Source organism: Mycobacterium alsense, assembly GCF_002086635.1.
Classification (GTDB): domain Bacteria; phylum Actinomycetota; class Actinomycetes; order Mycobacteriales; family Mycobacteriaceae; genus Mycobacterium; species Mycobacterium alsense.
This window is the reverse complement of sequence record NZ_MVHD01000001.1, coordinates 22,855-49,438: the sequence shown is the minus strand read 5'-3', so window position 1 is coordinate 49,438 and position 26,584 is coordinate 22,855. Positions and strand designations below refer to the sequence as shown.

General features: G+C 69.4%; 24 protein-coding genes and 1 pseudogene. 19 read left to right on the top strand and 6 right to left on the bottom strand.

Translation table 11 applies throughout. The annotated features are described in order from the left end of the window. Positions 1 to 19: 19 nt before the first annotated feature. The 7 genes from BST11_RS00260 (at position 20) to BST11_RS00230 (ending at position 9,854) form a co-directional block, all read left to right on the top strand. On the top strand, positions 20 to 3,970 hold the full coding sequence (locus tag BST11_RS00260; protein ID WP_083136041.1) for a DNA-directed RNA polymerase subunit beta': 3,951 nt from the start codon (positions 20 to 22) through the stop codon (positions 3,968 to 3,970). 133 nt (positions 3,971 to 4,103) lie between these two features. Beyond that, complete coding sequence (locus tag BST11_RS00255; RefSeq protein WP_083136040.1) at positions 4,104 to 4,859, top strand: deoxyribonuclease IV; 756 nt, start codon at positions 4,104 to 4,106, stop codon at positions 4,857 to 4,859. Between the two features lie 27 nt (positions 4,860 to 4,886). Next, complete coding sequence (locus tag BST11_RS00250; RefSeq protein WP_083136039.1) at positions 4,887 to 5,726, top strand: extracellular catalytic domain type 1 short-chain-length polyhydroxyalkanoate depolymerase; 840 nt, start codon at positions 4,887 to 4,889, stop codon at positions 5,724 to 5,726. Positions 5,727 to 5,773: 47 nt separating this feature from the next. Further along, positions 5,774 to 7,402 (top strand): acyl-CoA dehydrogenase family protein, encoded by a 1,629-nt coding sequence (locus tag BST11_RS00245; RefSeq protein WP_083136038.1) that lies wholly within the window; start codon positions 5,774 to 5,776, stop codon positions 7,400 to 7,402. Between the two features lie 8 nt (positions 7,403 to 7,410). Next, positions 7,411 to 8,349, top strand: coding sequence for a crotonase/enoyl-CoA hydratase family protein (locus tag BST11_RS00240; protein ID WP_083136037.1), 939 nt, complete (start codon positions 7,411 to 7,413; stop codon positions 8,347 to 8,349). Between the two features lie 3 nt (positions 8,350 to 8,352). Further along, the gene (locus BST11_RS00235; RefSeq protein ID WP_083136036.1) at positions 8,353 to 9,093 is read left to right on the top strand and encodes a PaaX family transcriptional regulator C-terminal domain-containing protein; all 741 of its coding nucleotides are present in this window, start codon (positions 8,353 to 8,355) and stop codon (positions 9,091 to 9,093) included. Further along, on the top strand, positions 9,090 to 9,854 hold the full coding sequence (locus BST11_RS00230) for a crotonase/enoyl-CoA hydratase family protein (RefSeq protein ID WP_083136035.1): 765 nt from the start codon (positions 9,090 to 9,092) through the stop codon (positions 9,852 to 9,854). Before BST11_RS00235 ends, BST11_RS00230 begins: the two co-directional genes overlap by 4 nt. Before the next feature lie 62 nt (positions 9,855 to 9,916). On the opposite strand, the gene BST11_RS00225 is transcribed toward BST11_RS00230, so the two are convergent. Then, positions 9,917 to 10,399, bottom strand: a complete 483-nt coding sequence (locus BST11_RS00225; RefSeq protein WP_083136034.1) for a DUF3060 domain-containing protein — start codon at positions 10,397 to 10,399, stop codon at positions 9,917 to 9,919. A gap of 37 nt (positions 10,400 to 10,436) precedes the next feature. Continuing rightward, positions 10,437 to 10,811 (bottom strand): DUF3060 domain-containing protein, encoded by a 375-nt coding sequence (locus BST11_RS00220; protein ID WP_083136033.1) that lies wholly within the window; start codon positions 10,809 to 10,811, stop codon positions 10,437 to 10,439. 206 nt (positions 10,812 to 11,017) lie between these two features. Here BST11_RS00220 and BST11_RS00215 point away from each other — a divergent pair, with 206 nt between their 5' ends. The 11 genes and pseudogenes from BST11_RS00215 (at position 11,018) to BST11_RS00165 (ending at position 22,890) form a co-directional block, all read left to right on the top strand. Next, positions 11,018 to 11,671, top strand: coding sequence for a TetR/AcrR family transcriptional regulator (locus BST11_RS00215; protein ID WP_067324210.1), 654 nt, complete (start codon positions 11,018 to 11,020; stop codon positions 11,669 to 11,671). Positions 11,672 to 11,940: 269 nt separating this feature from the next. Next, positions 11,941 to 12,315, top strand: a complete 375-nt coding sequence (gene rpsL / locus BST11_RS00210) for a 30S ribosomal protein S12 (protein WP_007167812.1) — start codon at positions 11,941 to 11,943, stop codon at positions 12,313 to 12,315. Continuing rightward, positions 12,315 to 12,785 (top strand): 30S ribosomal protein S7, encoded by a 471-nt coding sequence (rpsG, locus tag BST11_RS00205; protein ID WP_067324208.1) that lies wholly within the window; start codon positions 12,315 to 12,317, stop codon positions 12,783 to 12,785. Before rpsL ends, rpsG begins: the two co-directional genes overlap by 1 nt. 95 nt (positions 12,786 to 12,880) lie before the next feature. Then, entirely contained in the window at positions 12,881 to 14,986 is a 2,106-nt protein-coding gene (gene fusA / locus BST11_RS00200) for an elongation factor G (protein ID WP_083136032.1), read from the top strand. Positions 14,987 to 15,200: 214 nt separating this feature from the next. Then, positions 15,201 to 16,391 carry an elongation factor Tu gene (gene tuf / locus BST11_RS00195; RefSeq protein ID WP_067324204.1) on the top strand — a complete coding sequence of 397 codons (1,191 nt, stop codon included), beginning with the start codon at positions 15,201 to 15,203 and terminating at the stop codon, positions 16,389 to 16,391. Positions 16,392 to 16,574: 183 nt separating this feature from the next. Further along, positions 16,575 to 17,893: pseudogene (locus BST11_RS00190) on the top strand (PE family protein); the annotation flags it as partial. Positions 17,894 to 18,087: 194 nt separating this feature from the next. Beyond that, positions 18,088 to 18,873, top strand: a complete 786-nt coding sequence (locus BST11_RS28905; RefSeq protein ID WP_142276135.1) for a PE family protein — start codon at positions 18,088 to 18,090, stop codon at positions 18,871 to 18,873. A 95-nt stretch (positions 18,874 to 18,968) separates the two neighbouring features. After that, on the top strand, positions 18,969 to 19,799 hold the full coding sequence (locus BST11_RS00180; RefSeq protein WP_083136030.1) for an SHOCT domain-containing protein: 831 nt from the start codon (positions 18,969 to 18,971) through the stop codon (positions 19,797 to 19,799). A 59-nt stretch (positions 19,800 to 19,858) separates the two neighbouring features. After that, positions 19,859 to 20,686 (top strand): mycofactocin-coupled SDR family oxidoreductase, encoded by an 828-nt coding sequence (locus BST11_RS00175; RefSeq protein WP_083136029.1) that lies wholly within the window; start codon positions 19,859 to 19,861, stop codon positions 20,684 to 20,686. A 25-nt stretch (positions 20,687 to 20,711) separates the two neighbouring features. After that, entirely contained in the window at positions 20,712 to 21,905 is a 1,194-nt protein-coding gene (locus BST11_RS00170; protein WP_083136028.1) for an NAD(P)/FAD-dependent oxidoreductase, read from the top strand. Between the two features lie 7 nt (positions 21,906 to 21,912). Then, the gene (locus BST11_RS00165; protein WP_083136027.1) at positions 21,913 to 22,890 is read left to right on the top strand and encodes a D-2-hydroxyacid dehydrogenase family protein; all 978 of its coding nucleotides are present in this window, start codon (positions 21,913 to 21,915) and stop codon (positions 22,888 to 22,890) included. Here BST11_RS00165 and BST11_RS00160 read toward each other — a convergent pair. From BST11_RS00160 to mftR, 4 genes are read right to left on the bottom strand one after another with little or no spacing between them, the layout of a single operon-like run. Further along, positions 22,887 to 24,164 carry a VOC family protein gene (locus BST11_RS00160; RefSeq protein WP_083136026.1) on the bottom strand — a complete coding sequence of 426 codons (1,278 nt, stop codon included), beginning with the start codon at positions 24,162 to 24,164 and terminating at the stop codon, positions 22,887 to 22,889. The genes BST11_RS00165 and BST11_RS00160 overlap by 4 nt on opposite strands. Continuing rightward, the gene (locus BST11_RS00155; protein ID WP_083136025.1) at positions 24,161 to 24,682 is read right to left on the bottom strand and encodes an RNA polymerase sigma factor; all 522 of its coding nucleotides are present in this window, start codon (positions 24,680 to 24,682) and stop codon (positions 24,161 to 24,163) included. The genes BST11_RS00160 and BST11_RS00155 overlap by 4 nt, the downstream gene beginning before the upstream one ends. Positions 24,683 to 24,735: 53 nt before the next feature. Then, positions 24,736 to 25,809 carry a DUF2332 domain-containing protein gene (locus tag BST11_RS00150; protein ID WP_244897414.1) on the bottom strand — a complete coding sequence of 358 codons (1,074 nt, stop codon included), beginning with the start codon at positions 25,807 to 25,809 and terminating at the stop codon, positions 24,736 to 24,738. Beyond that, on the bottom strand, positions 25,806 to 26,402 hold the full coding sequence (mftR, locus tag BST11_RS00145; protein ID WP_083136024.1) for a mycofactocin system transcriptional regulator: 597 nt from the start codon (positions 26,400 to 26,402) through the stop codon (positions 25,806 to 25,808). The genes BST11_RS00150 and mftR overlap by 4 nt, the downstream gene beginning before the upstream one ends. Positions 26,403 to 26,492: 90 nt before the next feature. On the opposite strand from mftR, the gene mftA reads away from it, so the two are divergent. After that, positions 26,493 to 26,582, top strand: a complete 90-nt coding sequence (gene mftA, locus BST11_RS00140; RefSeq protein ID WP_067324183.1) for a mycofactocin precursor MftA — start codon at positions 26,493 to 26,495, stop codon at positions 26,580 to 26,582. Positions 26,583 to 26,584 lie beyond the last annotated feature (2 nt).

The window sequence follows — 26,584 nt, the reverse complement described above, 5'->3', positions numbered from 1 at the left end:
CAAGGGGAAAGGGAGTTACGTGCTCGACGTCAACTTCTTCGATGAACTCCGCATCGGCCTGGCCACCGCGGAGGACATCCGGCAATGGTCTTACGGCGAGGTCAAGAAGCCGGAGACGATCAACTACCGCACGCTGAAGCCGGAGAAGGACGGCCTGTTCTGCGAGAAGATCTTCGGACCGACTCGCGACTGGGAGTGCTACTGCGGCAAGTACAAGCGTGTCCGGTTCAAGGGCATCATCTGTGAGCGCTGTGGCGTCGAGGTCACCCGCGCCAAGGTGCGCCGCGAGCGGATGGGCCACATTGAGCTGGCCGCGCCGGTCACGCACATCTGGTACTTCAAGGGTGTGCCCTCGCGGCTGGGCTACCTGCTGGACCTGGCGCCGAAGGATCTCGAGAAGATCATCTACTTCGCCGCGTACGTGATCACCTCGGTCGACGAGGAGATGCGGCACAACGAGCTGTCGACGCTCGAGGCCGAAATGGTGGTCGAGCGCAAGGCCGTCGAGGACCAGCGCGACGCCGAGCTGGAGGCGCGGGCCCAGAAGCTGGAGGCCGATCTCGCCGAGCTGGAGGCCGAGGGCGCCAAAGCCGATGCGCGCCGCAAGGTTCGGGACGGCGGCGAGCGGGAGATGCGCCAGATCCGCGACCGGGCCCAGCGCGAGCTGGACCGCCTGGAGGACATCTGGAACACCTTCACCAAGCTGGCCCCCAAGCAGCTGATCGTCGACGAGAACCTCTACCGTGAGCTAGTCGACCGCTACGGCGAGTACTTCACCGGCGCCATGGGCGCGGAGTCGATCCAGAAGCTGATCGAGAACTTCGACATCGACGCCGAGGCCGACTCGCTGCGTGAGGTGATCCGGAGCGGCAAGGGCCAGAAGAAGCTTCGCGCTTTGAAGCGGCTGAAGGTGGTCGCCGCCTTCCAGCAGTCCGGGAATTCGCCGATGGGCATGGTGCTCGACGCGGTCCCGGTGATTCCGCCGGAGCTGCGGCCGATGGTGCAGCTCGACGGTGGCCGCTTCGCCACGTCCGACCTCAACGACCTGTACCGCCGGGTGATCAACCGCAACAACCGCCTCAAGAGGCTGATCGACCTCGGCGCGCCCGAGATCATCGTCAACAACGAGAAGCGGATGCTGCAGGAGTCCGTCGACGCGCTGTTCGACAACGGCCGGCGCGGGCGTCCGGTCACCGGCCCGGGCAACCGTCCGCTGAAGTCCCTGAGCGATCTGCTCAAGGGCAAGCAGGGCCGGTTCCGCCAGAACCTGCTCGGCAAGCGTGTCGACTACTCGGGCCGCAGCGTCATCGTGGTCGGCCCGCAGCTCAAGCTGCATCAGTGCGGCCTGCCCAAGCTGATGGCCCTCGAGCTGTTCAAGCCGTTCGTGATGAAGCGGCTCGTCGACCTCAACCACGCGCAGAACATCAAGAGCGCCAAGCGGATGGTCGAGCGCCAGCGTCCCCAGGTGTGGGACGTGCTCGAGGAGGTCATCGCCGAGCACCCGGTGTTGCTGAACCGCGCCCCCACCCTGCACCGGCTGGGCATCCAGGCCTTCGAGCCGATGCTGGTGGAGGGCAAGGCGATTCAGCTGCACCCGCTGGTGTGTGAGGCCTTCAACGCCGACTTCGACGGCGACCAGATGGCCGTGCACCTGCCCCTCTCCGCGGAGGCTCAGGCCGAGGCGCGGATCTTGATGCTGTCGAGTAACAACATCCTGTCGCCGGCCTCCGGCCGCCCGTTGGCCATGCCGCGACTGGACATGGTGACCGGGTTGTACTACCTGACCACCGAGGTCGAGGGCGACAAGGGCGAATTCCAGCCCGCCGCAAAGGATCAGCCGGAGGTGGGCGTGTACTCCTCGCCGGCCGAGGCGATCATGGCCTCCGACCGGGGGCTGCTGTCGGTGCGGGCCAAGATCAAGGTGCGGCTGACCCAGCTGCGCCCGCCCGCCGAGATCGAGGCGGAGCTGTTCGGCGTCAACGGCTGGCAGCCGGGCGACGCCTGGATGGCCGAGACCACGCTGGGCCGGGTGATGTTCAACGAGCTGCTGCCCGTGGGCTACCCGTTCGTGAACCAGCAGATGCACAAGAAGGTGCAGGCCGCGATCATCAACGACCTGGCCGAGCGCTACCCGATGATCGTCGTCGCGCAGACCGTCGACAAGCTCAAGGACGCCGGCTTCTACTGGGCGACCCGCAGTGGTGTCACGGTCTCGATGGCCGACGTGCTCGTCCCGCCGCGCAAGAAGGAGATCCTCGACCAGTACGAGGAGCGGGCCGAGAAGGTCGAAAAGCAGTTCCAGCGTGGCGCTTTGAACCACGACGAGCGCAACGAGGCGCTGGTGGAGATCTGGAAGGAAGCCACCGACGAGGTCGGTCAGGCGTTGCGCGAGCACTACCCGGCCGACAACCCGATCATCACGATCGTCGACTCGGGCGCCACGGGTAACTTCACGCAGACCCGAACGCTGGCCGGCATGAAGGGCCTGGTGACCAACCCGAAGGGTGAGTTCATCCCGCGTCCGGTCAAGTCGTCCTTCCGTGAGGGCCTGACCGTGCTGGAGTACTTCATCAACACCCACGGTGCCCGAAAGGGCTTGGCGGACACCGCGTTGCGCACCGCCGACTCGGGGTACCTGACCCGTCGTCTGGTCGACGTGAGCCAGGACGTCATCGTCCGGGAGCACGACTGCGAGACCGAGCGCGGCATCGTCGTGGAGCTGGCCGAGCGTCAGCCTGACGGCACGCTGATCCGCGACCCGTACATCGAAACCTCGGCGTACGCGCGGACTTTGGGCACCGACGCGGTCGACGAGGCGGGCAACGTCGTCGTCGCGCGCGGCGAGGACCTGGGCGACCCGGAGATCGACGCGCTGCTGGCGGCGGGCATCACGCAGGTCAAGGTGCGTTCGGTGCTGACGTGTGCCACCGGCACGGGCGTGTGCGCGACCTGCTACGGGCGGTCGATGGCCACCGGCAAGCTGGTCGACATCGGCGAGGCCGTCGGCATCGTGGCGGCCCAGTCGATTGGTGAGCCGGGCACGCAGCTGACCATGCGGACCTTCCACCAGGGTGGTGTCGGTGAGGACATCACCGGCGGTCTGCCGCGGGTTCAGGAGCTGTTCGAGGCGCGCGTGCCGCGCGGCAAGGCGCCGATCGCCGACGTCACCGGGCGGATCCGCCTCGAGGACGGCGAGCGCTTCTACAAGATCACCATCGTTCCCGACGACGGGGGCGAGGAGGTCGTGTACGACAAGCTCTCCAAGCGGCAACGGCTCCGCGTGTTCAAGCACGAGGACGGCTCGGAGGGCGTGCTCTCCGACGGCGACCACGTCGTGGTGGGCCAGCAGCTGATGGAAGGCTCGGCCGACCCGCACGAGGTGCTGCGCGTGCAGGGCCCCCGCGAGGTGCAGATCCACCTGGTCCGCGAGGTCCAGGAGGTCTACCGCGCCCAGGGTGTGTCGATCCACGACAAGCACATCGAGGTGATCGTCCGCCAGATGCTGCGCCGGGTCACCATCATCGACTCGGGCTCGACGGAGTTCCTGCCCGGCTCGCTGATCGACCGCGCGGAGTTCGAGGCGGAGAACCGTCGGGTGGTGGCCGAGGGCGGCGAGCCCGCCGCCGGCCGCCCGGTGCTGATGGGGATCACGAAGGCGTCGCTGGCCACGGACTCGTGGCTTTCCGCGGCGTCGTTCCAGGAGACCACGCGCGTGCTGACCGATGCGGCGATCAACTGCCGCAGCGACAAGCTCAACGGTCTGAAGGAGAACGTGATCATCGGAAAGCTGATCCCGGCCGGTACCGGCATCAACCGCTACCGCAACATCCAGGTGGAGCCCACCGAGGAGGCCCGCGCCGCGGCGTACACGATCCCGTCCTACGAGGATCACTACTACAGCCCGGACTTCGGCCAGGCCACCGGCGCCGCGGTTCCGCTGGACGACTACGGCTACAGCGACTACCGCTAGTCACTCAGGAAAAGCCCCCGCCCCGTGCGGGGGCTTTTTCGTTCGCCGAGCGTAGAGTGGCTCGACTTTTCGGGCGATGTTTCGCACCGAGTGCACGCTCGGCAGATCGGCTCGCCGCACTACACTGGCCACCGTGCTCATCGGTTCGCACGTCCACCAGGACGATCCCCTGGCCGCCGCCCAGGCCGACGGCGCCGACGTGGTGCAGTTCTTCCTCGGCAACCCGCAGAGCTGGAAAAAACCCAAGCCCCGCGACGACGCCGAGACGCTCAGGGCGTCGACGATGCCGCTGTACGTCCACGCGCCGTACCTGATCAACGTGGCGTCGGCGAACAACCGCATCCGCATCCCGTCGCGCAAGATCCTGCAGGACACCTGCGACGCGGCCGCGGCCATCGACGCGACGGCGGTGATCGTGCACGGCGGACACGCCGACGACAACGACATGGAAGCCGGCTTCGAGCGGTGGGTCAAGGCGTTGGACTACCTCGAAACCGACGTGCAGGTCTACCTGGAGAACACCGCGGGCGGTGACCACGCCATGGCGCGGCATTTCGACACCATCGGCAGGCTGTGGGATCACATCGGCGACAAGGGAATTGGGTTCTGCCTGGACACCTGCCACGCCTGGGCCGCCGGTGAGGAGCTGATCGACGCGGTCGACCGCATCAAGGCGTTGACCGGCCGCATCGACCTGGTGCACTGCAACGACTCGAGGGACGCCGCGGGCTCGGGCGCCGACCGGCACGCCAACTTCGGCACCGGGCAGATCGATCCCGAGCTGCTCGTCGCGGTGGTCAAGGCCGCCGGCGCGCCGGTCATCTGCGAAACCGCCGACGAGGGCCGCAAGGACGACATCGCGTTCTTGCGGGACAAAACGACCGGCTGAGACGGTCGCGGCCCTTACCGTTGATCCATGCTGCGCCGGGTTGTCGCTCTGCTGGGTGCCGCCCTGGTGGTCGCGGGCTGCTTCCGGGCGGACGCGAACCTGCCGACGGCGTTCGTCGACGGCACCAGCGTCCACCACATCAAAGTCGGCGGCCTCGATCGCAGCTATCGGCTGTACAAGCCCGCCGGGCTGCCCGCCTCGGCGCCGCTGGTCGTCATGATGCACGGCGTCTCGGGCAGCGCCAGGGAAGCCGAAAGGGATTACCACTGGGACGGATTGGCCGACACGGCCAAGTTCTTCGTCGCCTATCCCGACGGCCTGAACCATGCGTGGAACGTCGACGGCGAAACCTGCTGCGGACGCTCGGGGCGCGAGGGCGTCGACGACATCGGTTTCATCCGCGCCGCCGTCGCCGACATCGCCCGCAACGCCGGCATCGACGCCGGCAGGGTCTATGCCACCGGCATGAGCAACGGCGGGATCATGTCCTACACGCTGGCGTGCAGCACCGAGGTCTTCGCGGCGATCGGACCGGTCGCGGGCACCCAGCTCAACGCGTGCCCGGCCCCGCGTCCGGCGTCGGTCATGCACATCCACGGCACCGCGGACCGGCTCGTGCCCTACGGCGGCGGGCCGGGTTACAGCGTCATCAACGGCCCGTCGGCTCCCGAGGTGAACACCTTCTGGCGCAACGTCGATCGGTGCGGCGCCCCGTCAACCACGACCGACGGCCCGGTCACCACCTCGACCGCGGCATGCGCCGGGGGCCGCGGGGTCGTGCTCGTCACGCTCGACCAGTGGGGCCACGACTGGCCGGACTTCGCGACGCCGCAGCTGTGGGCGTTCTTCGCCGCCCACCCCCGCTGATCATTACAGCTCTTGTGCGACTGTCGGAAAAATGTAACATTGAGGATATGCCTGACACCCACGCCGTCATCAACCAGGTCCCGCCCCTGGAGGACCACAACCCCGCGACGTCCCCCGTGCTGGTCGAGGCCCTGATCCGCGAGGGCGGGCAGTGGGGCCTGGAAGAGCTGAACGAGTTCGGTGCGCTGGCCGGCAGCCGCGAAACGCAGCGGTGGGGTGAGCTCGCCGACCGCAACCGGCCGGTGCTGCACACCCACGACCAATACGGCCACCGGGTCGACGAGGTCGAGTACGACCCCGCGTATCACGAACTGATGCGGGCGGCGATCGGCCACGGCATCCACGCCGCGCCCTGGGCCGACGGGCGCCCGGGCGCCCACGTGGTGCGGGCCGCCAAGATGTCGGCCTGGAACGTCGAGCCCGGGCACACCTGCCCGGTCTCGATGACCTACGCCGTCGTTCCCGCGCTGCGCCACAACCCCGACCTGGCGGCGGTCTACGAACCGCTGCTGACCAGCCGCGAGTACGACCCCGAGCTCAAGCTGGCCACCACGAAGGCCGGCATCACCGCGGGCATGTCGATGACGGAAAAGCAGGGCGGCTCCGACGTCCGCGCCGGCACCACCCAGGCAACCCCCAACGGTGACGGCAGCTACAGCCTGACCGGCCACAAGTGGTTCACCTCGGCGCCGATGTGCGACATCTTTTTGGTGCTGGCGCAGGCACCACAAGGCCTGTCGTGCTTCATGCTTCCCCGCGTGCTGCCGGACGGCACCCGCAATCGGATGTTCCTGCAGCGCCTGAAGGACAAGCTTGGCAACCACGCCAACGCCTCCAGCGAGGTCGAGTACGACGGCGCCATCGCGTGGCTGGTCGGCGAGGAGGGCCGCGGCGTGCCGACCATCATCGAGATGGTCAACCTCACCCGGTTGGACTGCACGCTGGGCAGCGCCACCAGCATGCGCACCGGCCTGACCCGCGCCGTCCACCACGCCCAGCATCGAAAGGCGTTCGGCGCCTACCTGATCGACCAGCCGCTGATGCGCAACGTGCTGGCCGACCTGGCCGTGGAGGCCGAGGCCGCCACCATCGTGGCGATGCGGATGGCCGGGGCCACCGACCGCGCCGTGCGGGGCGACGAGACCGAGGCGCTGCTGCGCCGGATCGGGCTGGCCGCCAGCAAGTACTGGGTGTGCAAGCGTGCCACCCCGCACGCCGCCGAGGCGCTGGAATGCCTGGGCGGCAACGGCTATGTCGAGGACTCCGGGATGCCGCGGCTGTACCGCGAGGCCCCGCTGATGGGCATCTGGGAGGGCTCCGGAAACGTCAGCGCGCTGGATACGTTGCGCGCCATGGCGACTCGCCCCCAATGCGTCGAGGTGCTGTTCGCCGAGCTGGCCGAGAGCGCGGGGCAGGACCCGCGCCTGGGCGGCCACGTCGAGCGGCTGCGCGCCGACCTGGCCGACCTCGACGGCATCGCCTACCGCGCCCGCAAAATCGCCGAGGACATCTGCCTGGCGCTGCAGGGCTCGCTGCTGGTGCGCCACGGGCATCCGGCCGTCGCCGAAGCGTTTTTGGCCACCCGGCTCGACGGCCGCTGGGGCGGCGCGTTCGGCACCATGCCGAACGGGCTGGACCTGGGCCCCATCCTGGAGCGCTGCCTGGTAAAGGGCTGAGCCGCACCATGACTCACGCGATCAGGCCGGTCGATTTCGACAACCTGAAGACGATGACCTACGAGGTCACCGACCGGGTAGCGCGGATCACCTTCAACCGGCCGGAGAAGGGCAACGCGATCGTCGCGGACACGCCGCTGGAGCTCTCGGCGCTGGTGGAGCGTGCCGACCTCGACCCCAACGTGCACGTCATCCTGGTGTCGGGGCGCGGCGAGGGGTTTTGCGCGGGCTTCGACCTGAGCGCCTACGCCGACCGCACCGGCTCGGCCGGCGGGACCGGCGCCTATCAGGGCACGGTGCTGGACGGGAAGACCCAGGCGGTCAACCACTTGCCGAATCAGCCGTGGGACCCGGTGATCGACTACCAGATGATGAGCCGGTTCGTGCGGGGGTTCTCCAGCCTGATGCACGCCGACAAGCCCACGGTGGTCAAGATCCACGGCTACTGCGTGGCCGGCGGCACCGACATCGCGCTGCACGCCGACCAGGTGATCGCCGCCGCCGACGCCAAGATCGGTTACCCGCCGACGCGGGTGTGGGGCGTCCCGGCGGCGGGCCTGTGGGCCCACCGGCTCGGCGATCAGCGCGCCAAACGCCTGCTGTTCACCGGCGACTGCATCACCGGCGCGCAGGCCGCCGAGTGGGGCCTGGCGGTCGAGGCGCCGGACCCGAAGGACCTCGATGAGCGGACCGAGCGGCTCGTCGCGCGCATCGCCGCGGTGCCGATCAACCAACTGGTCATGGTCAAGCTCGCGCTCAATTCGGCACTGCTGCAACAGGGTGTGGCGACCAGCAGAATGATCAGCACCGTATTCGACGGCGTGGCCAGGCACACTCCGGATGGGCACGCCTTCGTGGCCGACGCGGTCGAGCACGGCTTCCGCGAGGCGGTGCGGCACCGCGACGAGCCGTTCGGCGACCACGGCCGCAAGGCGTCGGGGGTGTAACCCATGCCGGACATGACGGCCCGATCGGTGGTGCTCAGCGTGCTGCTCGGCGCCCACCCGGCGTGCGCCAGTGCCGGCGAATTGATCAGTCTCACGGCCGGTTTCGGCATCAAGGAGACGGCGTTGCGGGTGGCGCTGACCCGCATGGTCGGCGCGGGCGATCTGATCCGGTCCGCCGACGGCTACCGGCTCTCGGATCGGTTGCTGGCGCGCCAACGCCGGCAGGACGACGCCATGCGCCCCCCGACCCGGCCGTGGCGGGGGGAGTGGCTCGTGGCCGTTGTGACCAGCGTCGGTGGCGACGCCCGCACCCGCGCGGCGCTGCGAAGCGCCATGCACGACAAGCGCTTTGGCGAACTCCGGGAGGGGGTTTGGATGCGCCCGGACAACCTCGACCCGGACCTGGGCCCCGATGTCGCGACCCGGGTACGGACGCTGAAGGCGCGCGACGACGCGCCGGCCCAGCTGGCCGGGCAGCTCTGGGACCTGCCCGCGTGGGCGCGGACGGGCCACCGGCTGCTCGACGAGATCGGCGCCGCGCGAGACATTCCCGGCCGGTTCGTGGGGGCCGCGGCGATCGTGCGCCACCTGCTCACCGACCCGATGCTGCCCGCCGAACTGCTCCCCGCCGATTGGCCCGGCGACCGGCTGCGCGACGCTTACCACCACTTCGCCGACGAGCTGGCGCGGCGACGTGACCTGGTGGAACGACAAGACAAGGCCCGACTCGTGGAGGCGACATGACTGATGCGGTGCGCGTCGAGCGCAACGGCCCGGTGACCACGGTGATCCTCAACCGGCCGGGGGCGCGCAACGCCGTCAACGGCCCCACGGCCGCGGCCCTCTGCGCGGCGTTCGAGGAATTCGACCGCGACGACTCCGCCTCGGTGGCGGTGCTGTGGGGTGACCACGGAACCTTCTGCGCCGGAGCCGATTTGAAGGCCTTTGACACGCCGGAGGCCAACGCCGTGCACCGCACCGGTCCGGGCCCGATGGGGCCGACCCGGATGGTGCTGTCCAAACCGGTGATCGCCGCGGTCAGCGGCCACGCCGTCGCGGGCGGCCTGGAGCTGGCCATCTGGTGCGACCTGCGGGTGGCCGAGGAGGACGCCGTCTTCGGGGTGTTCTGCCGGCGATGGGGGGTGCCGCTCATCGACGGCGGCACCGTGCGATTGCCCCGGCTGATCGGGCAGAGCCGGGCCATGGACATGATCCTCACCGGTCGCGCGGTGAGGGCCGACGAGGCGCTGGCGATCGGGTTGGCCAACCGCGTCGTGGCCAAGGGGCAGGCCAGGCGGGCGGCCGAGGAGCTGGCGGCGCAGCTCGCGGCGCTGCCGCAGCAGTGCCTGCGGTCGGATCGGCTTTCGGCGCTACACCAGTGGGGCGCAACGGAATCCGACGCGATCGATTTCGAGTTCGCCAGCATCTCCCGGGTCGCCGCGGAGGCCGCGGAAGGGGCGGGGCGGTTCGCCGCGGGCGCCGGCCGCCACGGCGCACCCGCTTAGACCGGGGCCCTGGGCGCGAAAGACCGCGAAAGACAGCGAAAGACCGCGAAAGACGTTGTCGCTCAGCCCTTGTTGATCGTGTTGCCCGATCCGAGGTTGTCGACCTTGGGCTCGCCGTCCTTATAGGTGATGGTGTTGTTGAGCCCCAGCACGGTGATGCGGGTGTCGACCTTGTCGATCGTGATCTTGTTGTTCGCACCGCCGATGCTCACCGAAGAGCAGGTGCCGGTCACGGTCAGCGTGTTGTCCGAACCGGCGACGTTGAGCGACTTGCCGTCGGCGCAGTCGAGCGTGGTCGTGGTGCCCATCGACCCGTAGTTCAGCGAGTTGCCGATCTCCACGGACGCCGTGGTGCTCGCCCCGCTCGAGCTCGTCGGCGCCGCCGCGCCGCTCGTTGTCGTGGCCGCGCTGCTTTTCGTCGTCGTGGTGGACCCACCGGGCGGGTTGGCCGTCGAGCTGCAGCCCGCCAGCACTAGCGCCGCGGCGGCCGGAGCGACGGCGAACGCTGCCAGCCTGGACGGGCGGTCGGTGGTGTGGTCACCCATTGATCCTCGATTCGTTGATTCCCGGTGATTTCCTGCCTCAGCCCGGCACCTGCTGGAGCCGGTTGGTCATGCCCAGCTCGCGCCCGCGGTCCCAGAGGACCGGCGCGCCGCCGTGGAAGAACACAGTCTGGTCGTAGCCGTACACGGTGATGTCGTGGGTGACCGAGTCCGCGACGACGGTGTTGCCCGACCCCATGACCGTCACCGCCCAGCAGTTGCCCTTCGCGTTGACGACATTGCGGGTCCCGTTGACGAACAGGGTGGCGTCGGCGCAGTCCAGCGTCTGCTCGAGACCCTCCCCGACGACGTGGGTGTCGCCGTTCTTGGCGTGCGCGGCCGGCGACGGGGCGGCGGAAACGGCGGCGACGACGGCGCAGGCGACCAACGGCCCCGCGGTGGCTGACCAGTTCACTGCGGACCCCCTTTGGGCACGGGTGACAGACGGGTCGATCTGCTCGGGTTCTGACGAACCTGGAATGAGATTACGTGCATTTGCCCGTCGGGCGGCAGGGGTATTTTGCATCCGCCCGCCGCCCAGCCGTGGCTCAGCGGTTTGCCGGCGACCGTCAACTAGAGTCATTAGTTAACCGACCCGCTATCAATCGAAGGGCGATCGCCATGGCAGCTCTGGAATCGCCGTCGGCGGCTGGGCGCCAGCGCGCGGGGAGGCCGGCGTCCCGCCCGGCCAAGCTGAGCCGCGACGGCATCGTCGACGGCGCCCTGACCTTTCTGGACCGCGAGGGCTGGGAGTCGCTGACGATCAACGCGCTGGCCACGCAGCTGGGCACCAAGGGGCCCTCGCTGTACAACCACGTCGACAGCCTGGAGGACCTGCGCCGAGCGGTGCGCATCCGCGTCATCGACGACATCATCACGATGCTGAACAGGGTCGGCGAGGGTCGCGCCCGGGACGACGCGGTGCTCGTCATGGCCGGCGCCTACCGCAGCTACGCCCATCACCACCCCGGCCGGTACTCGGCGTTCACCCGGATGCCGCGCGGTGGTGACGACCCCGAGTACGCCGCGGCCACCAGGGGCGCGGCCGCGCCGGTGATCGCCGTGCTGTCCTCCTACGGCCTCGACGGCGACGAGGCCTTCCACGCCGCCCTGGAGTTCTGGTCGGCCTTGCACGGCTTCGTGCTGCTGGAGATGACCGGCGTGATGGACGACATCGACACCGACGCGCTGTTCTCCGATATGGTGCTGCGCCTGGCCCGGGGTCTGGAGGGATTGGACCGGCGCAGCGCGCGCGAGCGCGCCGCCCCCGGCTAGCCCGCCGGCCGCCGCTTTGACCTGCCAGATGGCCGACGGGTATTGTGGTAGCTCGTGCCTGGCGGCTTACGGCGCCTGACGTAAGGGAGCGGATGCCGGGCGAATTCGCATGTCCACGACGCATTGGATCGAATTCCTTGCTGACCGCTTGCGACACACCCGGCCGCGGGGTACGGAGCTCGCTCCGGGGCGGGGCCAAAACTGCAGTACAGAGACTTGACAGCTGAGCCAAGAAGACGACACCAGGAACCAACACAGAAAGCCGGTAGATGCCAACCATTCAGCAGCTGGTCCGCAAGGGCCGTCGGGACAAGATCGCGAAGGTCAAAACCGCGGCTCTGAAGGGCAGCCCGCAGCGCCGTGGCGTGTGCACCCGCGTGTACACCACCACCCCGAAGAAGCCGAACTCGGCGCTTCGCAAGGTCGCGCGCGTCAAGCTGACCAGCCAGGTCGAGGTCACGGCCTACATCCCCGGCGAGGGTCACAACCTGCAGGAGCACTCGATGGTGCTGGTGCGTGGCGGCCGGGTCAAGGACCTGCCCGGCGTCCGGTACAAGATCATCCGCGGTTCGCTCGACACCCAGGGCGTCAAGAACCGCAAGCAGGCTCGCAGCCGTTACGGCGCCAAGAAGGAGAAGAGCTGATGCCGCGCAAGGGGCCCGCACCCAAGCGTCCGCTGGTCAACGACCCGGTCTACGGTTCGCAGCTGGTCACCCAGCTGGTGAACAAAGTTCTGCTCAAGGGGAAGAAATCGCTCGCCGAGCGCATTGTTTATGGAGCGCTCGAGCACGCGCGGGAAAAGACCGGAACCGACCCCGTGATCACGCTCAAGCGCGCTCTCGACAACGTCAAGCCCGCGCTGGAGGTGCGCAGCCGCCGCGTCGGTGGTGCCACCTACCAGGTGCCCGTGGAGGTGCGGCCGGACCGGTCCACCACGCTGGCGCTGCGCTGGCTTGTCAGCTTCTCGCGGCAGCGCCGGGAGAAGACCATGATCGAGCGGCTGGCAAACGAGATCCTGGATGCCAGCAACGGCCTCGGGGCCTCCGTCAAGCGGCGCGAGGACACCCACAAGATGGCCGAGGCCAACCGCGCCTTCGCGCACTATCGCTGGTAGGGGTTCTGCTAGGAACCGCCCCGGCAACATCTGGCAGCGTCGCCGGAGGCCAGACAGACAGCTAACTAAGCAACCGAAAGAGTGGGAAGACTTCTGTGGCACAGAAGGACGTGCTGACCGACCTGAGCAAGGTCCGAAACTTCGGCATCATGGCGCACATCGATGCCGGTAAAACCACGACCACCGAGCGGATCCTGTACTACACCGGGATCAACTACAAGATCGGTGAGGTCCATGACGGCGCGGCCACCATGGACTGGATGGAGCAGGAGCAGGAGCGCGGAATCACCATCACCTCCGCGGCCACGACGACGTTCTGGAAAGACAACCAGCTCAACATCATCGACACGCCGGGCCACGTCGACTTCACCGTCGAGGTGGAGCGCAACCTGCGCGTGCTCGACGGTGCCGTCGCGGTCTTCGACGGCAAGGAGGGCGTCGAGCCGCAGTCCGAGCAGGTCTGGCGCCAGGCCGACAAGTACGACGTCCCCCGCATCTGCTTCGTCAACAAGATGGACAAGATCGGCGCCGACTTCTACTTCTCGGTCCGCACCATGGAGGAGCGCCTCGGGGCCAAGGCCGTGCCGATCCAGCTGCCCATCGGGTCCGAGTCGGAGTTCGAGGGCGTCATCGACCTGGTGGAGATGAACGCCAAGGTGTGGCGCGGCGAGACGAAGCTGGGCGAGACCTACGACACCGTCGAGATCCCGGCCGACTTGGCCGAGAAGGCCGACGAATACCGCACGGCGCTGCTGGAGATCGTCGCGGAGACCGACGAGGAACTGCTGGAGAAGTACCTCGGCGGCGAGGAACTCACCGTCGACGAGATCAAGGCCGCGATCCGCAAGCTGACGATCGCGAGCGAGATCTACCCGGTGCTGTGCGGCAGCGCGTTCAAGAACAAGGGCGTGCAGCCCATGCTCGACGCCGTCGTGGACTACCTGCCCTCGCCGCTGGACGTCCCGCCGGCCGAAGGCCACCCGCCCGGCAAGGAGGACGAGGAGGTGGTGCGCCACGCGACCACCGACGAGCCCTTCTCGGCGCTGGCGTTCAAGATCGCCACGCACCCGTTCTTCGGCAAGCTGACCTATATCCGCGTCTACTCGGGCACCGTCGAGTCGGGCAGCCAGGTCATCAACGCCACCAAGGGCAAGAAGGAGCGGCTGGGCAAGCTGTTCCAGATGCACTCCAACAAGGAGAACCCGGTCGAGCGGGCCAGCGCGGGGCACATCTACGCGGTGATCGGGCTCAAGGACACTACCACCGGTGACACCCTCTCCGACCCGAACCAGCAGATCGTGCTCGAGTCGATGACCTTCCCCGACCCGGTGATCGAGGTGGCCATCGAGCCCAAGACCAAGAGCGACCAGGAGAAGCTCAGCCTGTCGATCCAGAAGCTGGCCGAGGAGGACCCGACGTTCAAGGTCCACCTGGACTCCGAGACCGGCCAGACCGTGATCGGCGGCATGGGCGAGCTGCACCTGGACATCCTGGTGGACCGCATGCGCCGCGAGTTCAAGGTCGAGGCCAACGTCGGCAAGCCGCAGGTGGCGTACAAGGAGACCATCCGCCGGGTCGTCGACAGCGTCGAGTACACCCACAAGAAGCAGACCGGCGGCTCGGGCCAGTTCGCCAAGGTGCTCATCAAGCTCGAGCCCTTCACCAGTGAGGACGGCGCGACCTACGAGTTCGAGAGCAAGGTCACCGGTGGGCGCGTCCCCCGCGAGTACATCCCGTCGGTGGACGCCGGCGCTCAGGACGCGATGCAGTACGGCGTGCTGGCCGGCTACCCGCTGGTCAACCTGAAGGTCACGCTGCTCGACGGCGCGTACCACGAGGTGGACTCGTCGGAGATGGCGTTCAAGATCGCCGGTTCGCAGGCGCTGAAAAAGGCTGCGGCACAAGCGCAGCCGGTGATCCTGGAACCGATCATGGCCGTCGAGGTCACCACGCCCGAGGACTACATGGGCGACGTGATCGGCGACCTGAACTCCCGCCGTGGCCAGATCCAGGCTATGGAGGAGCGGGCGGGTGCGCGCGTCGTCAAGGCGCACGTGCCGCTGTCGGAGATGTTCGGCTACGTCGGCGACCTGCGGTCCAAGACACAAGGCCGGGCGAACTACTCCATGGTGTTCGACTCGTACGCCGAAGTGCCGGCGAACGTGTCGAAGGAGATCATCGCGAAGGCGACGGGCCAGTGAGCGAAGCTCACGGGTGAGGAGTCGAGCAATGAGCAGCGCGAAGGCGACGGGCCAGTGAGCGAAGCTCACGGGTGAGGAGTCGAGCAATGAGCAGCGCGAAGGCGACGGGCCACTGAGTTCGAGCTGACGAGTAAGCTGGCCCGGTTAACACCGCGGCACAACTGGAAAAAACAACACTGCTTAACAAAGCACCAACAAGTCGGAGGACACAAAAGTGGCGAAGGCGAAGTTCCAGCGGACCAAGCCCCACGTCAACATCGGGACCATCGGTCACGTTGACCACGGCAAGACCACACTGACCGCGGCTATCACCAAGGTCCTGCACGATAAGTTTCCGGACCTGAACGAGTCGAAGGCGTTCGACCAGATCGACAACGCTCCCGAGGAGCGTCAGCGCGGTATCACGATCAACATCGCGCACGTCGAGTACCAGACCGACAAGCGGCACTACGCCCACGTCGACGCGCCGGGTCACGCGGACTACATCAAGAACATGATCACCGGCGCGGCCCAGATGGACGGCGCGATCCTGGTGGTCGCCGCCACCGACGGCCCGATGCCGCAGACCCGCGAGCACGTGCTGCTGGCCCGCCAGGTCGGGGTGCCCTACATCCTGGTCGCGCTGAACAAGGCCGACGCCGTGGACGACGAGGAGCTGCTCGAGCTCGTCGAGATGGAGGTCCGCGAGCTGCTGGCCGCCCAGGAGTTCGACGAGGAGGCCCCGGTGATCCGGGTCTCCGCGCTCAAGGCGCTCGAGGGCGACGCCAAGTGGGTCGAGTCCGTCGAGGAGCTGATGAAGGCCGTCGACGAGTCGATCCCCGACCCCGTCCGCGAGACCGACAAGCCGTTCCTGATGCCCGTGGAGGACGTTTTCACCATCACCGGCCGCGGCACCGTGGTCACCGGCCGGGTGGAGCGCGGCGTCATCAACGTCAACGAGGAAGTCGAGATCGTCGGCATCCGGCCGGAGACCACCAAGACGACCGTCACCGGCGTGGAGATGTTCCGCAAGCTGCTCGACCAGGGGCAGGCCGGCGACAACGTCGGGCTGCTGCTGCGCGGTGTCAAGCGTGAGGACGTCGAGCGCGGCCAGGTGGTGACCAAGCCCGGCACCACCACCCCGCACACCGAGTTCGAGGGCCAGGTCTACATCCTGTCCAAGGACGAGGGTGGCCGGCACACGCCGTTCTTCAACAACTACCGTCCGCAGTTCTACTTCCGCACCACCGACGTGACCGGTGTGGTGACGCTGCCGGAGGGCACGGAGATGGTGATGCCCGGTGACAACACCAACATCTCGGTGAAGCTGATCCAGCCCGTCGCCATGGACGAGGGCCTGCGATTCGCGATCCGCGAGGGTGGCCGCACCGTCGGCGCCGGCCGGGTCACCAAGATCATCAAGTAGGTCCGCACGACGCGAAGCCCGGACTGCCCCTTGGGGTGGTCCGGGCTTCGCCGTTTTCAGTTGCGCCGAAGCTGGTGAAATCGCACGTCAGGCGTCCTCGCCGAGGATACGATCAGCTCCGTATTGGGTCGGATTCGGGATGCCGCGCATAGAGTGGGCGGCCAGACTGTGCCAGAGGTCGCGATGTCGTTCGTGTTCGCCGCTCCCGAGTATGTCCAAGGCGCTTCGGCAGACCTGGCGAACCTCGGTTCGATGATCAGTTCCGCCAACTCGGCGGCCTTCGCCCCGACCTCCGCGGTGCTCGCCGCGGGTGCCGACGAGGTGTCGGCCGCAGTCGCGGCGCTGTTCGGAGCGCACGGGCAGGCCTACCAGGCCCTCAGCGCCCGGGCGGCGCAGTTCCACCAACAGTTTGTGCAGTCATGAGCGCCGGCGCGGCGCAGTATTCGGCGGCCGAGGCGGTCAACGCCGCGCCGCTGCAGACCCTTGAGCAGGACGCGTTGGCGGCGATCAACGCGCCCTTCCAGGCGCTCACGGGGCGGCCCCTGATCGGCGACGGCGCCAACGGCGGCCCGGGACAGGCGGGCGGCCCCGGGGGCTGGCTCTACGGCAACGGCGGAGCCGGCGGCGCCAGCACGACCGCGGGCGTGAACGGTGGTAACGGTGGATCGGCGGGGCTGATCGGCAACGGTGGACTCGGCGGGTCCGGCGCGGACAGCGGCGTGAACCAGACCGGGCTGCCCGGAAACCACAATGGCGTCGGCGGCAACGGCGGCGTCGGCGGCGCCGGTGCGGCCGGCGGGCGCGGCGGGTGGCTGTATGGCGCGGGCGGGGCCGGCGGAGACGGCGGCGCCACCAACGCGTTCAACGTCGCCAACGGCGGGGCCGCGGGGAATGGCGGCAGCGCCGGACTGTTCGGCGTCGGCGGGGCCGGCGGGGTCGGCGGCGCGCTGCCCGGCGGCGGGACCGGCTTGACCGCCGGTCAGTCCGGCGGCGGTGGTAACGGCGGATTCTTCAACGGCGCTGGCGGCGCCGGCGGGGCCGCGAACGCCTCATCCAACGGAATCGGCGGCACCGGCGGCAACGCCGGCCTGTGGGGCGTCGGCGGCGCCGGCGGTGCCGCGTCCGGAAACTTCGGTCACGGCGGACAGGGCGGCTCCGGCGGGCAACTATACGGTGCGGGCGGCGCCGGCGGCGCCGCGAGCGGAATCACCTCGACCGGTGGAAACGGCGGCGCCGCCGGGTGGTTCGGCACCGGCGGCGCCGGCGGCGCCGCCACCGCTTCCCCACAGGGGACGGGCGGTGCCGGGGGCACCGGCGGCACCCTCATCGGCGACGGAGGTGCCGGCGGGGCCGCCGGCATCAACGGCCACGGCGGGAGCGGCGGTAACGGCGGCCTGATCGGCAACGGCGGCGCCGGCGGGTCGGCGACGGGTCCGGCGAGCACCGGCGGCAACGGCGGCAACGCCCAGTTCGTCGGCAACGGCGGCAGCGGCGGAAACGGCAACACGCCCGGTAAAGGCGGCGCTGGCGGAACGCTCTCGGGCGCGCCGGGAGCCAACGGCACCTGACGGGCACATAACGAATCGCGCACGTGTTGGCGGGTTCCGTCGGCCGCGATACGATCGTTTTCGCTTCTTGCATCCGTGTCTAATGAACCGGGCGAAGCGTTGTGCCGTGATCGTGTCGGGAGGTGTGGATGTCGTTCGTGTTCGCGACGCCCGAGTATGTCGCGGCCGCGGCATCGGACCTGGCGAACATCGGCTCGGCGATCAGCTCGGCCAATGCGTCCGCGGTGGGTCCGACGGCGAGCGTGCCGGCGGCCGGCGCCGACGAGGTGTCGGCGGGCATCGCGGCGCTCTTCGGGGCGCACGCGCAGGCTTATCAGGCGCTCAGCGCGCAGGCGGCGCTGTTCCACCAGCAGTTCGTCCAGCTCATGAGCGCTGGCGCGGCGCAGTACGCGCTGGCCGAGGCCGCGAACGCCGGCCCGCTGGAGGCCGCCGGGCAGGGCGTGATGGCCGGAGTCGCCACGCCACTCCAGGCCCTAGGGGCGATGCCGGGAAGCGGCGCCGGGGCCACCGGGGTGCTAGCGGCCGATACCGGCGCCCCGCCCGGCTCGTTGGGCCCCGGCGTTGGCGGCGCGTCGGGCCAACTGGTCGGCAGCGTCGGCGCGGGTCCGGCCGCCGCAGCCGTCGGCGGCGGTGTGCCGACGCCGTTGGGCGCCGGTGGAGCCGGCTACGCCGGCAGTCTGGCCGCGTCCGGCGGCCCCGTGGGGGCCGCACAAAGCGGGGTCGCCCAAGGTGCGGAGGAGCTCGGCGTCGGCGCATACAGCGCTCCGGCGGTGGCGGCGGAGCCCGGTCCGTCGGTGACGCCACTGGCGGCTGTGCCGGCGGCGGCGCCCGCCGCGCCCACGGCCGCGGCGCGACCCGGCACCCCGGCGTATTCGCCGGCTCCGGCCGCACCGGCCGAGCCGTCGGAGGAATGAGCGGCGCCCTCGGCGCGGTTTGCGCGTGAGGCTATCGCGAGCGCCGGTGGGGCGCTAATCTGACACGAACTTCCCAGCGAGACGAGGAGACAAACGTGTTGGCGCGCTACCTGAAGGCCCAGTTGATTGTTTTGCTGTGCGGTGGCCTGGTGGGACCGATCTTCCTGATCGTCTACTTCACGCTCGGGTTCGGCGACCTGTTGGGATGGATGCTTTACGTCGGCCTGCTGATCACCATCGTTGACGTCGTGGTCGCGCTCGCGCTGGCCAATTACGGGGCCCGGTCGTCCGCCAAGAACGCGGAGCTCGAGCGGACCGGCGTGCTGGCACTCGCCCAGATCACCGGAATCAGCGAAACCGGGACGTGGATCAACAACCAACAAGTCGTCAAGGTGCAGCTGCACATCGCCGGGCCCGGCCTGCTGCCGTTCGACAGCGAAGACCGGGTGATCGCCAGCGTGACCCGGATGGGCAACCTCAACGCCCGCAAGGTCGTGGTCCTGGTCAACCCGACCACGCAGGAATACCGGATCGACTGGGAGCGAAGCGCTTTGGTCAACGGGCTGGTTCCGGCGCAGTTCACACTGGCCGAAGACAACAGGACCTACGATCTCAGCGGGCAGGCCGGCCCCCTGATGGAGATCCTGCAGATCCTCAAGGCCAACGGCGTTCCGCTCGACCGGATGGTGGACGTCCGTTCCAATCCGGCGTTGCGTCAGCAGATCCAGGCCGTGGTGCGGCGGGCGGCCGAACAGCAGGCGCCGGCACCCCAGCCCGCGGCCGCCGGCGGCCCGTCGCCCGTCGTCACGCCCCCGCAACCGTCGATCGCGCAGCGGCTCCAGGAGCTGGAGACACTGCGTTCCACCGGGGCGCTCACCGACCAGGAGTACAACAGTCGGCGCGCCCAGATCATCTCCGAAATCTGAGCTCACCGAGTCTCGGGGCGCGTTAGAACACGTTTCAGTTCCGCTGCTAGCCTGTCCTCGTGGCGGCACAGGTGGGATCACTGCAGGGGCGGGTGGCGTTCGTTACCGGCGCAGCCCGCGCGCAGGGGCGAGCGCACGCGGTGCGGCTCGCGCGGGAAGGCGCCGACATCATCGCCCTGGATATCTGCGCGCGGGCGTCCGACACGCTGACCTACACGCCGGCCACGCCCGAGGACCTCCGCGAGACCGTCCGCCTGGTCGAGGCCGAGGGCCGCAAGGTGCTGGCCCGCGAGGCCGACATCCGCGACGACGCGGCGCTGCGGCAACTGGTGGCCGACAGCGTCGAGCAATTCGGCCGGCTCGACATCCTGGTGGCCAACGCCGGTGTGCTGGGCTGGGGCCGGGTGTGGGAGCTCACCGACGAGCAGTGGGACACGGTGATCGGGATCAACCTGACCGGAACCTGGCGCACGCTGCGGGCGGCGATTCCCGCGATGATCGAGGCGGGCAACGGGGGTTCGATCATCATCGTGAGCTCGTCGGCGGGGCTGAAAGCGACGCCGGGCAACGGCCACTACGCGGCCAGCAAGCACGGCCTCACCGCGCTGACCAACACGCTGGCCATCGAGCTCGGCGAATACGACATCCGCGTCAACTCCATCCACCCGTACTCGGTCGACACCCCGATGATCGAACCCGAAGCGATGACGGAGATCTTTGCCAGGCACCCCCGCTTCGTGCACAGCTTCCCGCCAATGCCGATGCAGTACAAGGGTTTCATGACGGCCGACGAGGTTGCCGACGTCGTCGCCTGGTTGGCCGGCGATGCCTCGGGCACCCTGTCGGGCACCCAGGTCCCGGTGGACAAGGGCGCCTTGAAGTACTGACCGGTCAGCGTGATATGAACACCACGTGACCAGTAGCGAAGGCGTCAAGCACATCGTGATCGTGGGCGGTGGGCTCGCCGCCGCGCGCACCGCCGAGCAACTGCGTCGATCGGAATACGCCGGCCGCATCACGATCGTCAGCGACGAGGTGCATCTGCCCTACGACCGCCCCCCGCTGTCCAAGGAGGTGCTCCGCAAAGAGGTCGACGACGTCGCCCTCAAGCCGCGCGAGTGGTACGACGAGAAGGACGTCACCCTGCGGCTGGGCTCGGCCGCGACCGGTCTCGACACCGCCAGGCAGACCGTGACCCTCGACGACGGAACCGAACTCGGCTACGACGAACTCGTCGTCGCCACCGGGCTGGTGCCGCGGCGCATCCCGGCCTTGCCGGATCTCGACGGCATCCGGGTGCTGCGCTCGTTCGACGAGAGCATGGCGCTGCGCGAGCAGGCCTCGGCCGCGCGGCGCGCCGTGGTCGTCGGCGCCGGTTTCATCGGCTGCGAGGTGGCGGCCAGCCTGCGCACCCTCGGGGTGGACGTGGTGCTGGTCGAGCCGCAGCCGACCCCGCTGGCGGCGGTGCTCGGCGAGCGCATCGGCGAGCTGGTGGCGCGGCTGCACCGCGACGAGGGCGTCGACGTCCGCCTCGGACTCGGGGTGGCCGAGGTGCGCGGCGAGGGGCACGTCGACGCCGTGGTGCTCACCGACGGCGCCGAGCTGCCGGCCGACCTGGTCGTGATCGGCATCGGATCGCGCCCGGCCACCGAGTGGCTGCGGGGCAGCGGCGTCGACGTCGACAGTGTCGATGGCGGCGTCCTCTGCGACGAGGCCGGGCGCACCAGCGCGCCGAACGTCTGGGCGCTGGGCGACGTCGCGTCCTGGCGCGACACGACGGGACACCAAGCGCGCGTGGAACATTGGAGCAACGTGGCGGACCAGGCCCGCGTGGTGGTGCCCGCCATGTTGGGCCAAGACGTGCCGTCGGCCGTGGTCGTGCCGTATTTCTGGAGCGACCAATACGACGTCAAGATCCAGTGCCTGGGGGAGCCCGAAGCCACCGACACGGTCCACCTCGTCGAGGACGACGGCCGCAAATTCCTGGCCTACTACGAGCGCGACGGGGTGCTGGTCGGCGTGGTCGGCGGCGGGATGCCCGGCAAGGTCATGAAGGTCCGCGCCAAGATCGCCGCCGCCACGCCCATCGCCGAGGTGCTGGGCTGACGCCGCGATGCCGAAGGTGGCGATACTCGACGACTACGCCGGCCTGGCCCTCGACCTCGCCGACTGGTCGCCGGTGCAGAACCGCTCGGAGGTAACGGTTTTCGGCCGCCACCTGTCGGAGGAGGAGGCGGTCGACGCGCTGCGGCCGTTCGACGTCATCTGCACCATGCGCGAGCGCATGGCCCTGCCGCGCACGCTCATCGAGCGGCTGCCCAACCTCAAACTCATCACCATCGTCGGCCGCAGCCTGCCGAACCTCGACCTGGCCGCGGCCACCGACAACGGCGTGTTGGTCGCCCACTCGGACTTCGCCCACCCGCGGTTCCGGGCGGCGCGCGACGCCACCCCGGAACTGGCCTGGGGGTTGCTGATCGCAACGGTGCGCAACCTGGCCGACGAGCATCGGGGCATGCGCGACGGCGGATGGCAGGCCACCGCCGGTATGACGTTGTCCGGCAAGACCCTTGGGCTGCTCGGGCTGGGCCGGACCGGCACACGCATGGCCGAATACGCCACAGCGTTCGGCATGAGCGTCATCGCGTGGAGCCAGAACCTCACCGAGGAGGCCGCCGCGGCCGCGGGCGCGCGCTGGGTCGACAAGGCGACGCTGTTCTCCGAATCCGACGTGGTCTCCGTCCATCTGGTGCTCTCCGAGCGCACCCGGGGCCTGGTCGGCGAGCCCGAGCTGGCCCGCATGAAACCGCACGCCTACCTGATCAACACCTCCCGCGGCCCGATTGTCGACGAGGCCGCCCTGATCGATGCGCTGACGTCGCGGCGCATCGCCGGGGCCGGGCTCGACGTGTACGACGTCGAACCGCCCCCGCCCGACCATCCGCTGCGGGCCCTCCCGAACGTCACGTTGTCGCCGCACCTGGGGTACGTGACCCGCGAAATGCTCGGCGCCTTCTACGAAGACACCGTCGAAGCCGTGGTGGCCTGGCTGGACGGCGCGCCGATTCGGATCGCCAACCCGGGGGCCTAGAACTCGCCGAGATAGAACCGGCCGCCCTGGTCGTCGACGCATTCGGCGGACAGACCATAGGGCTGGCGCGACGGCTCGGAAAGCACCGTGCCGCCGGCGTCGCGGACCCGCGCGACGGCCGCGTGAATGTCCGGCACGGTCCACATCGGCACGGTGGTGACGCGCTCGCAGCCGCCGGCGGCGCCCGCCATCGGATGCGTGCCCTGCACCTGCCAGCCGTCGGCGATCCGGCCCGGCTCGAAACTCCATCCCAGCACCCGGCCGTAGAACTCGCGGAAGGAGGCGGAATCGGTCACCTCGTAGGTGACGTACGACAGCTCCCCGGGCCCGGACCCGTTGAGCTCCGGGCGCTTTCGCCCGGGCGGAGGCTCGTACACCGCGAACGCCGCGCCGTGCGGGTCGGTGGCGTCGAGCACGACACCGTAGTCGGTGTCACGGATCTCGCCCGGGGAACCGCCGCCCTCTTCGATCGCCGCGCCGGCGGCCCGCACGTCGGCGACGGCGTAGCAGCAGAACAGGCCGGGCGACCCGGCGGTGGCCGAAATCCCGGTCGGCAGGTCGGTATTGGTGACCCGGTGCGAAGCCGGGTCGTACGCCCACCCCAGCACGTGGCCGTAGAAGGCGGCCGCGCGCCCGGCGTCGGGGGCCCGCACCGACACGTAGCCGATGTCGCCGTGCCGGATAGCGTCGACTCGCGGACCCGGCGGGCCGGACAGCATCCACCGGTGGCCGAACGGGTCGACGATGGTCGCGGTGCGGCGGCCGTGGTTTTCGTAGGGCTCGCGCTCGACGGTCGCGCCCTGTTCGGCCGCCTTGCGCAACGCGGCATCGGCGTCGGCGACGTGCAGCATCAGACTCACCGAAACCCCACCCGGCGCAGGGGCTTTCAAGCCGATCTCGGGGTATTCGTCGGCAAGGTACAACACGCCGTCGCCGATGGTTATCTCCGCGTGCCCGATCCGGCCGTCGTCCATGACGATCGGCGCGCCGACCACGACGGCGTCGAACGCGTCGGCGTACCAGGCGATGGCCGAGCGGGCGTCGGCGACGCTCAGGTACGGCAGGGCCGCGGGTCGCGGCGGATCGGGCGCGGTGGTCGGCTCGGTGAGTTCGGCAATCGCATCGGTGGTGCCGCTCATGTCAACTCCCTCCGGTAGGGACAGCGCGGACTGCAGTCGCCGGCGCAGGCTTTCGGCGAACGCCGGATCGGGCTGCACCGGAAGGTCATCGGTGCGCAGCACGCTGAGCGGATCCGGACGGTCGTGCCGGCTCATGGCGTGCCTCCTTCCGGGTACTGTCGTTGGAAGGCCCGGCGGGCCCGGACCAGTAGCGCCTCGGTGGCATGCACGGTGCGCCCGATCAGCTCGGCGCATTCGCCGACCGAGCAGTCGTCCATGTAGCGCAGCACCAGCACGGTGCGGTGCGGCTCCGTGAGGCGGGCCAGCACGGCCTCGGCGACCATGCGGTCCAGCTCGGCGTCCCAGTCGTCGGTGACGTCCATCGGCTCGGGCGGATCGGCGACCGGCACCGTCAACCGGTGCGCGCCGCGCCGATAGTGGTCCGCCAGCTTGTGCCGCGCCACCCCCAGCAGCCACGGGACCGAGATCGGCGGCGGGTCGCTTTTGCGCGCGGCGTCCATCGCCGCGAGAAAGGTCTCCGACGTCAGGTCCTCCGCCGTGGCGCGATCCCCGCAGCGCCGGACGAAGTACCCGTACACCACGGGCAACGCCTCGCCGTAGAGCGCGAGCAGCGCGCGTCGAGCGTCGGGTGGTTGGTCCGCTTCGGCGCTCACACCCCTATCGTCGCCGCGGCGGGGCGAATTCCGACGGGTCGACGGGAAAAAAATTACCGCCAGTTCACCGGTGGGCCGTGCGGGTGGCATAGGCCGAGGACCGCCAGCTCGCCGCCGGGCCAGCTGCGGGCCCGCACCGCGAACTCGATCGGCCCGCCCGGCCCTGGGGATGCGGCCCGCCACGGCTCGAGGGTGAGGTGGGCGAACGGCGACCGCGCGCCCGCCCGGGCGCCGAGCGCCTCGACCCCGTCGCGGACCGCCGCACGCTCGGATTCGGAAAGGTACTGCCAGGTGATCGAATGCCACAGCACCGTCAACGCGCCCTCGGCGAGCGTCAGGCCGGCCACCGCATCGGCGGCCGTCCGGCGCTCGAGGTTTGCCGGGACGTCCCGGGCGACGGCGATGGCGGCGCGCAGCCGCTCCAGCCGGGCGCCCTGGTCGGGCCAGACGTAGCTCAACACCGTCATTTCCCCGCCGGCGGCGGTGACGTCGATGGGCGCGATGTCGAAGCCGCCGCGTTCGATGATCCGGACGCGACCGCAGGGGGGCAGCGCGCCCCGCCACGCGTCGTCGATGGTCACCGGCGAGTCGGCCGGCCCCCATCGGCCCTCACCGCGACCCGATTTGTAGCGATACTGGTAATGGTCGGCGCGCAGGTTCAGCCCGGCGCTCGAGCCGATCTCGAAAAGTCGTATCGGCCAACCGGATCCGCGATCCAGGCGCAACAATCCACCGATCAGGGCGGCGGACCGGCCCACCTCGTTGGTCTGGGGTGGTTGTCCCAGCGCCGCGCGCAGCGGGTCGCGGTGCCGCGCCGCGGTGCGCAAGATTTCTGGCCAGGCGTTCGCCGCGTCCCAGGTGCCGCCGGTGCTGGGATACCAGCGACGCAATTCCGGTGCCCGGCCATCGAGCACCAACCGGTGCAGCCCACCGAGCAAGCGCAGCGGCACCGCCTGCCGCGCCGGGGCGTCCTCGTGGCCGGACAGGATCGTCGCGAAGACACCGCCCGCCTCCACGTCGCCGGCCACCAGATCGAACAGCTCCCCGTACATCGGGGAGCCGGAGCCCGCGCAGAACCGGCCTTGGGAGCGCAGCGTGTGCGGCAGGTGCGCGGTCCCGGCGTTCACCTGCCCAGCCGTTCCAGCCCCGCGCCGACGACGTCGAACGCGTGGCCGAGCGCGGCGGGCAGCGTGACGGATTCGTCGCTCAGCCAGTGCTCGTAGGCGCTCAGCGCCACCGCGAGCATCATCCAGGCGACGGTCTGGGGCGCCAGGTCGGTCGTCTTGCACTCCAACCGGCCGGCCACGAAACCCGCGATCACCTCCCGCCAGCCGGCATACATCGTCATCGAATACGCTTGGAGCTCAGCGGTTTGCAGGATGACGCGCATGCGTTGGCGGTGCCGGACGGTCTCGGAGTCATCGAACGTGTTGAAGGACAACAGCGCCGAGCGCAGCGCCTCGCCGAGCGGCACCCCGGGATCGACATCGTCGAGCAGCTCGCGCAGGTGCGCGAGGTGCGTGTCGAAATCCCCCCAGGGGATGGCGTTTTTGGATGCGTAGTAGCGGAACAGCGTGCGGCGGGAGATGCCGGCGGCGTGCGCCACGTCGTCGACGCTGACGTCGGCGAAGCCGCGCGCGGCGAACAGCTCGATGGCGACGTCGGTGATGTGGTGGGGCGTCGTCGAGCGCCGCCTGCCCACGCGCGACTGCGGCGTCATCGGACCCCGCCCTTCCATTTCGGCACTCGATGCCATATTCTGGCGACGATCGTGACCCGTTGTCGAGTCCCATGGCGAAAGGTAATCCACATGGACCGCGAAACCGAGACCGAAACCCAGCTCGTCACGGAGACCCTCGTGGAAGAGGTGTCCATCGACGGCATGTGCGGGGTCTACTGACC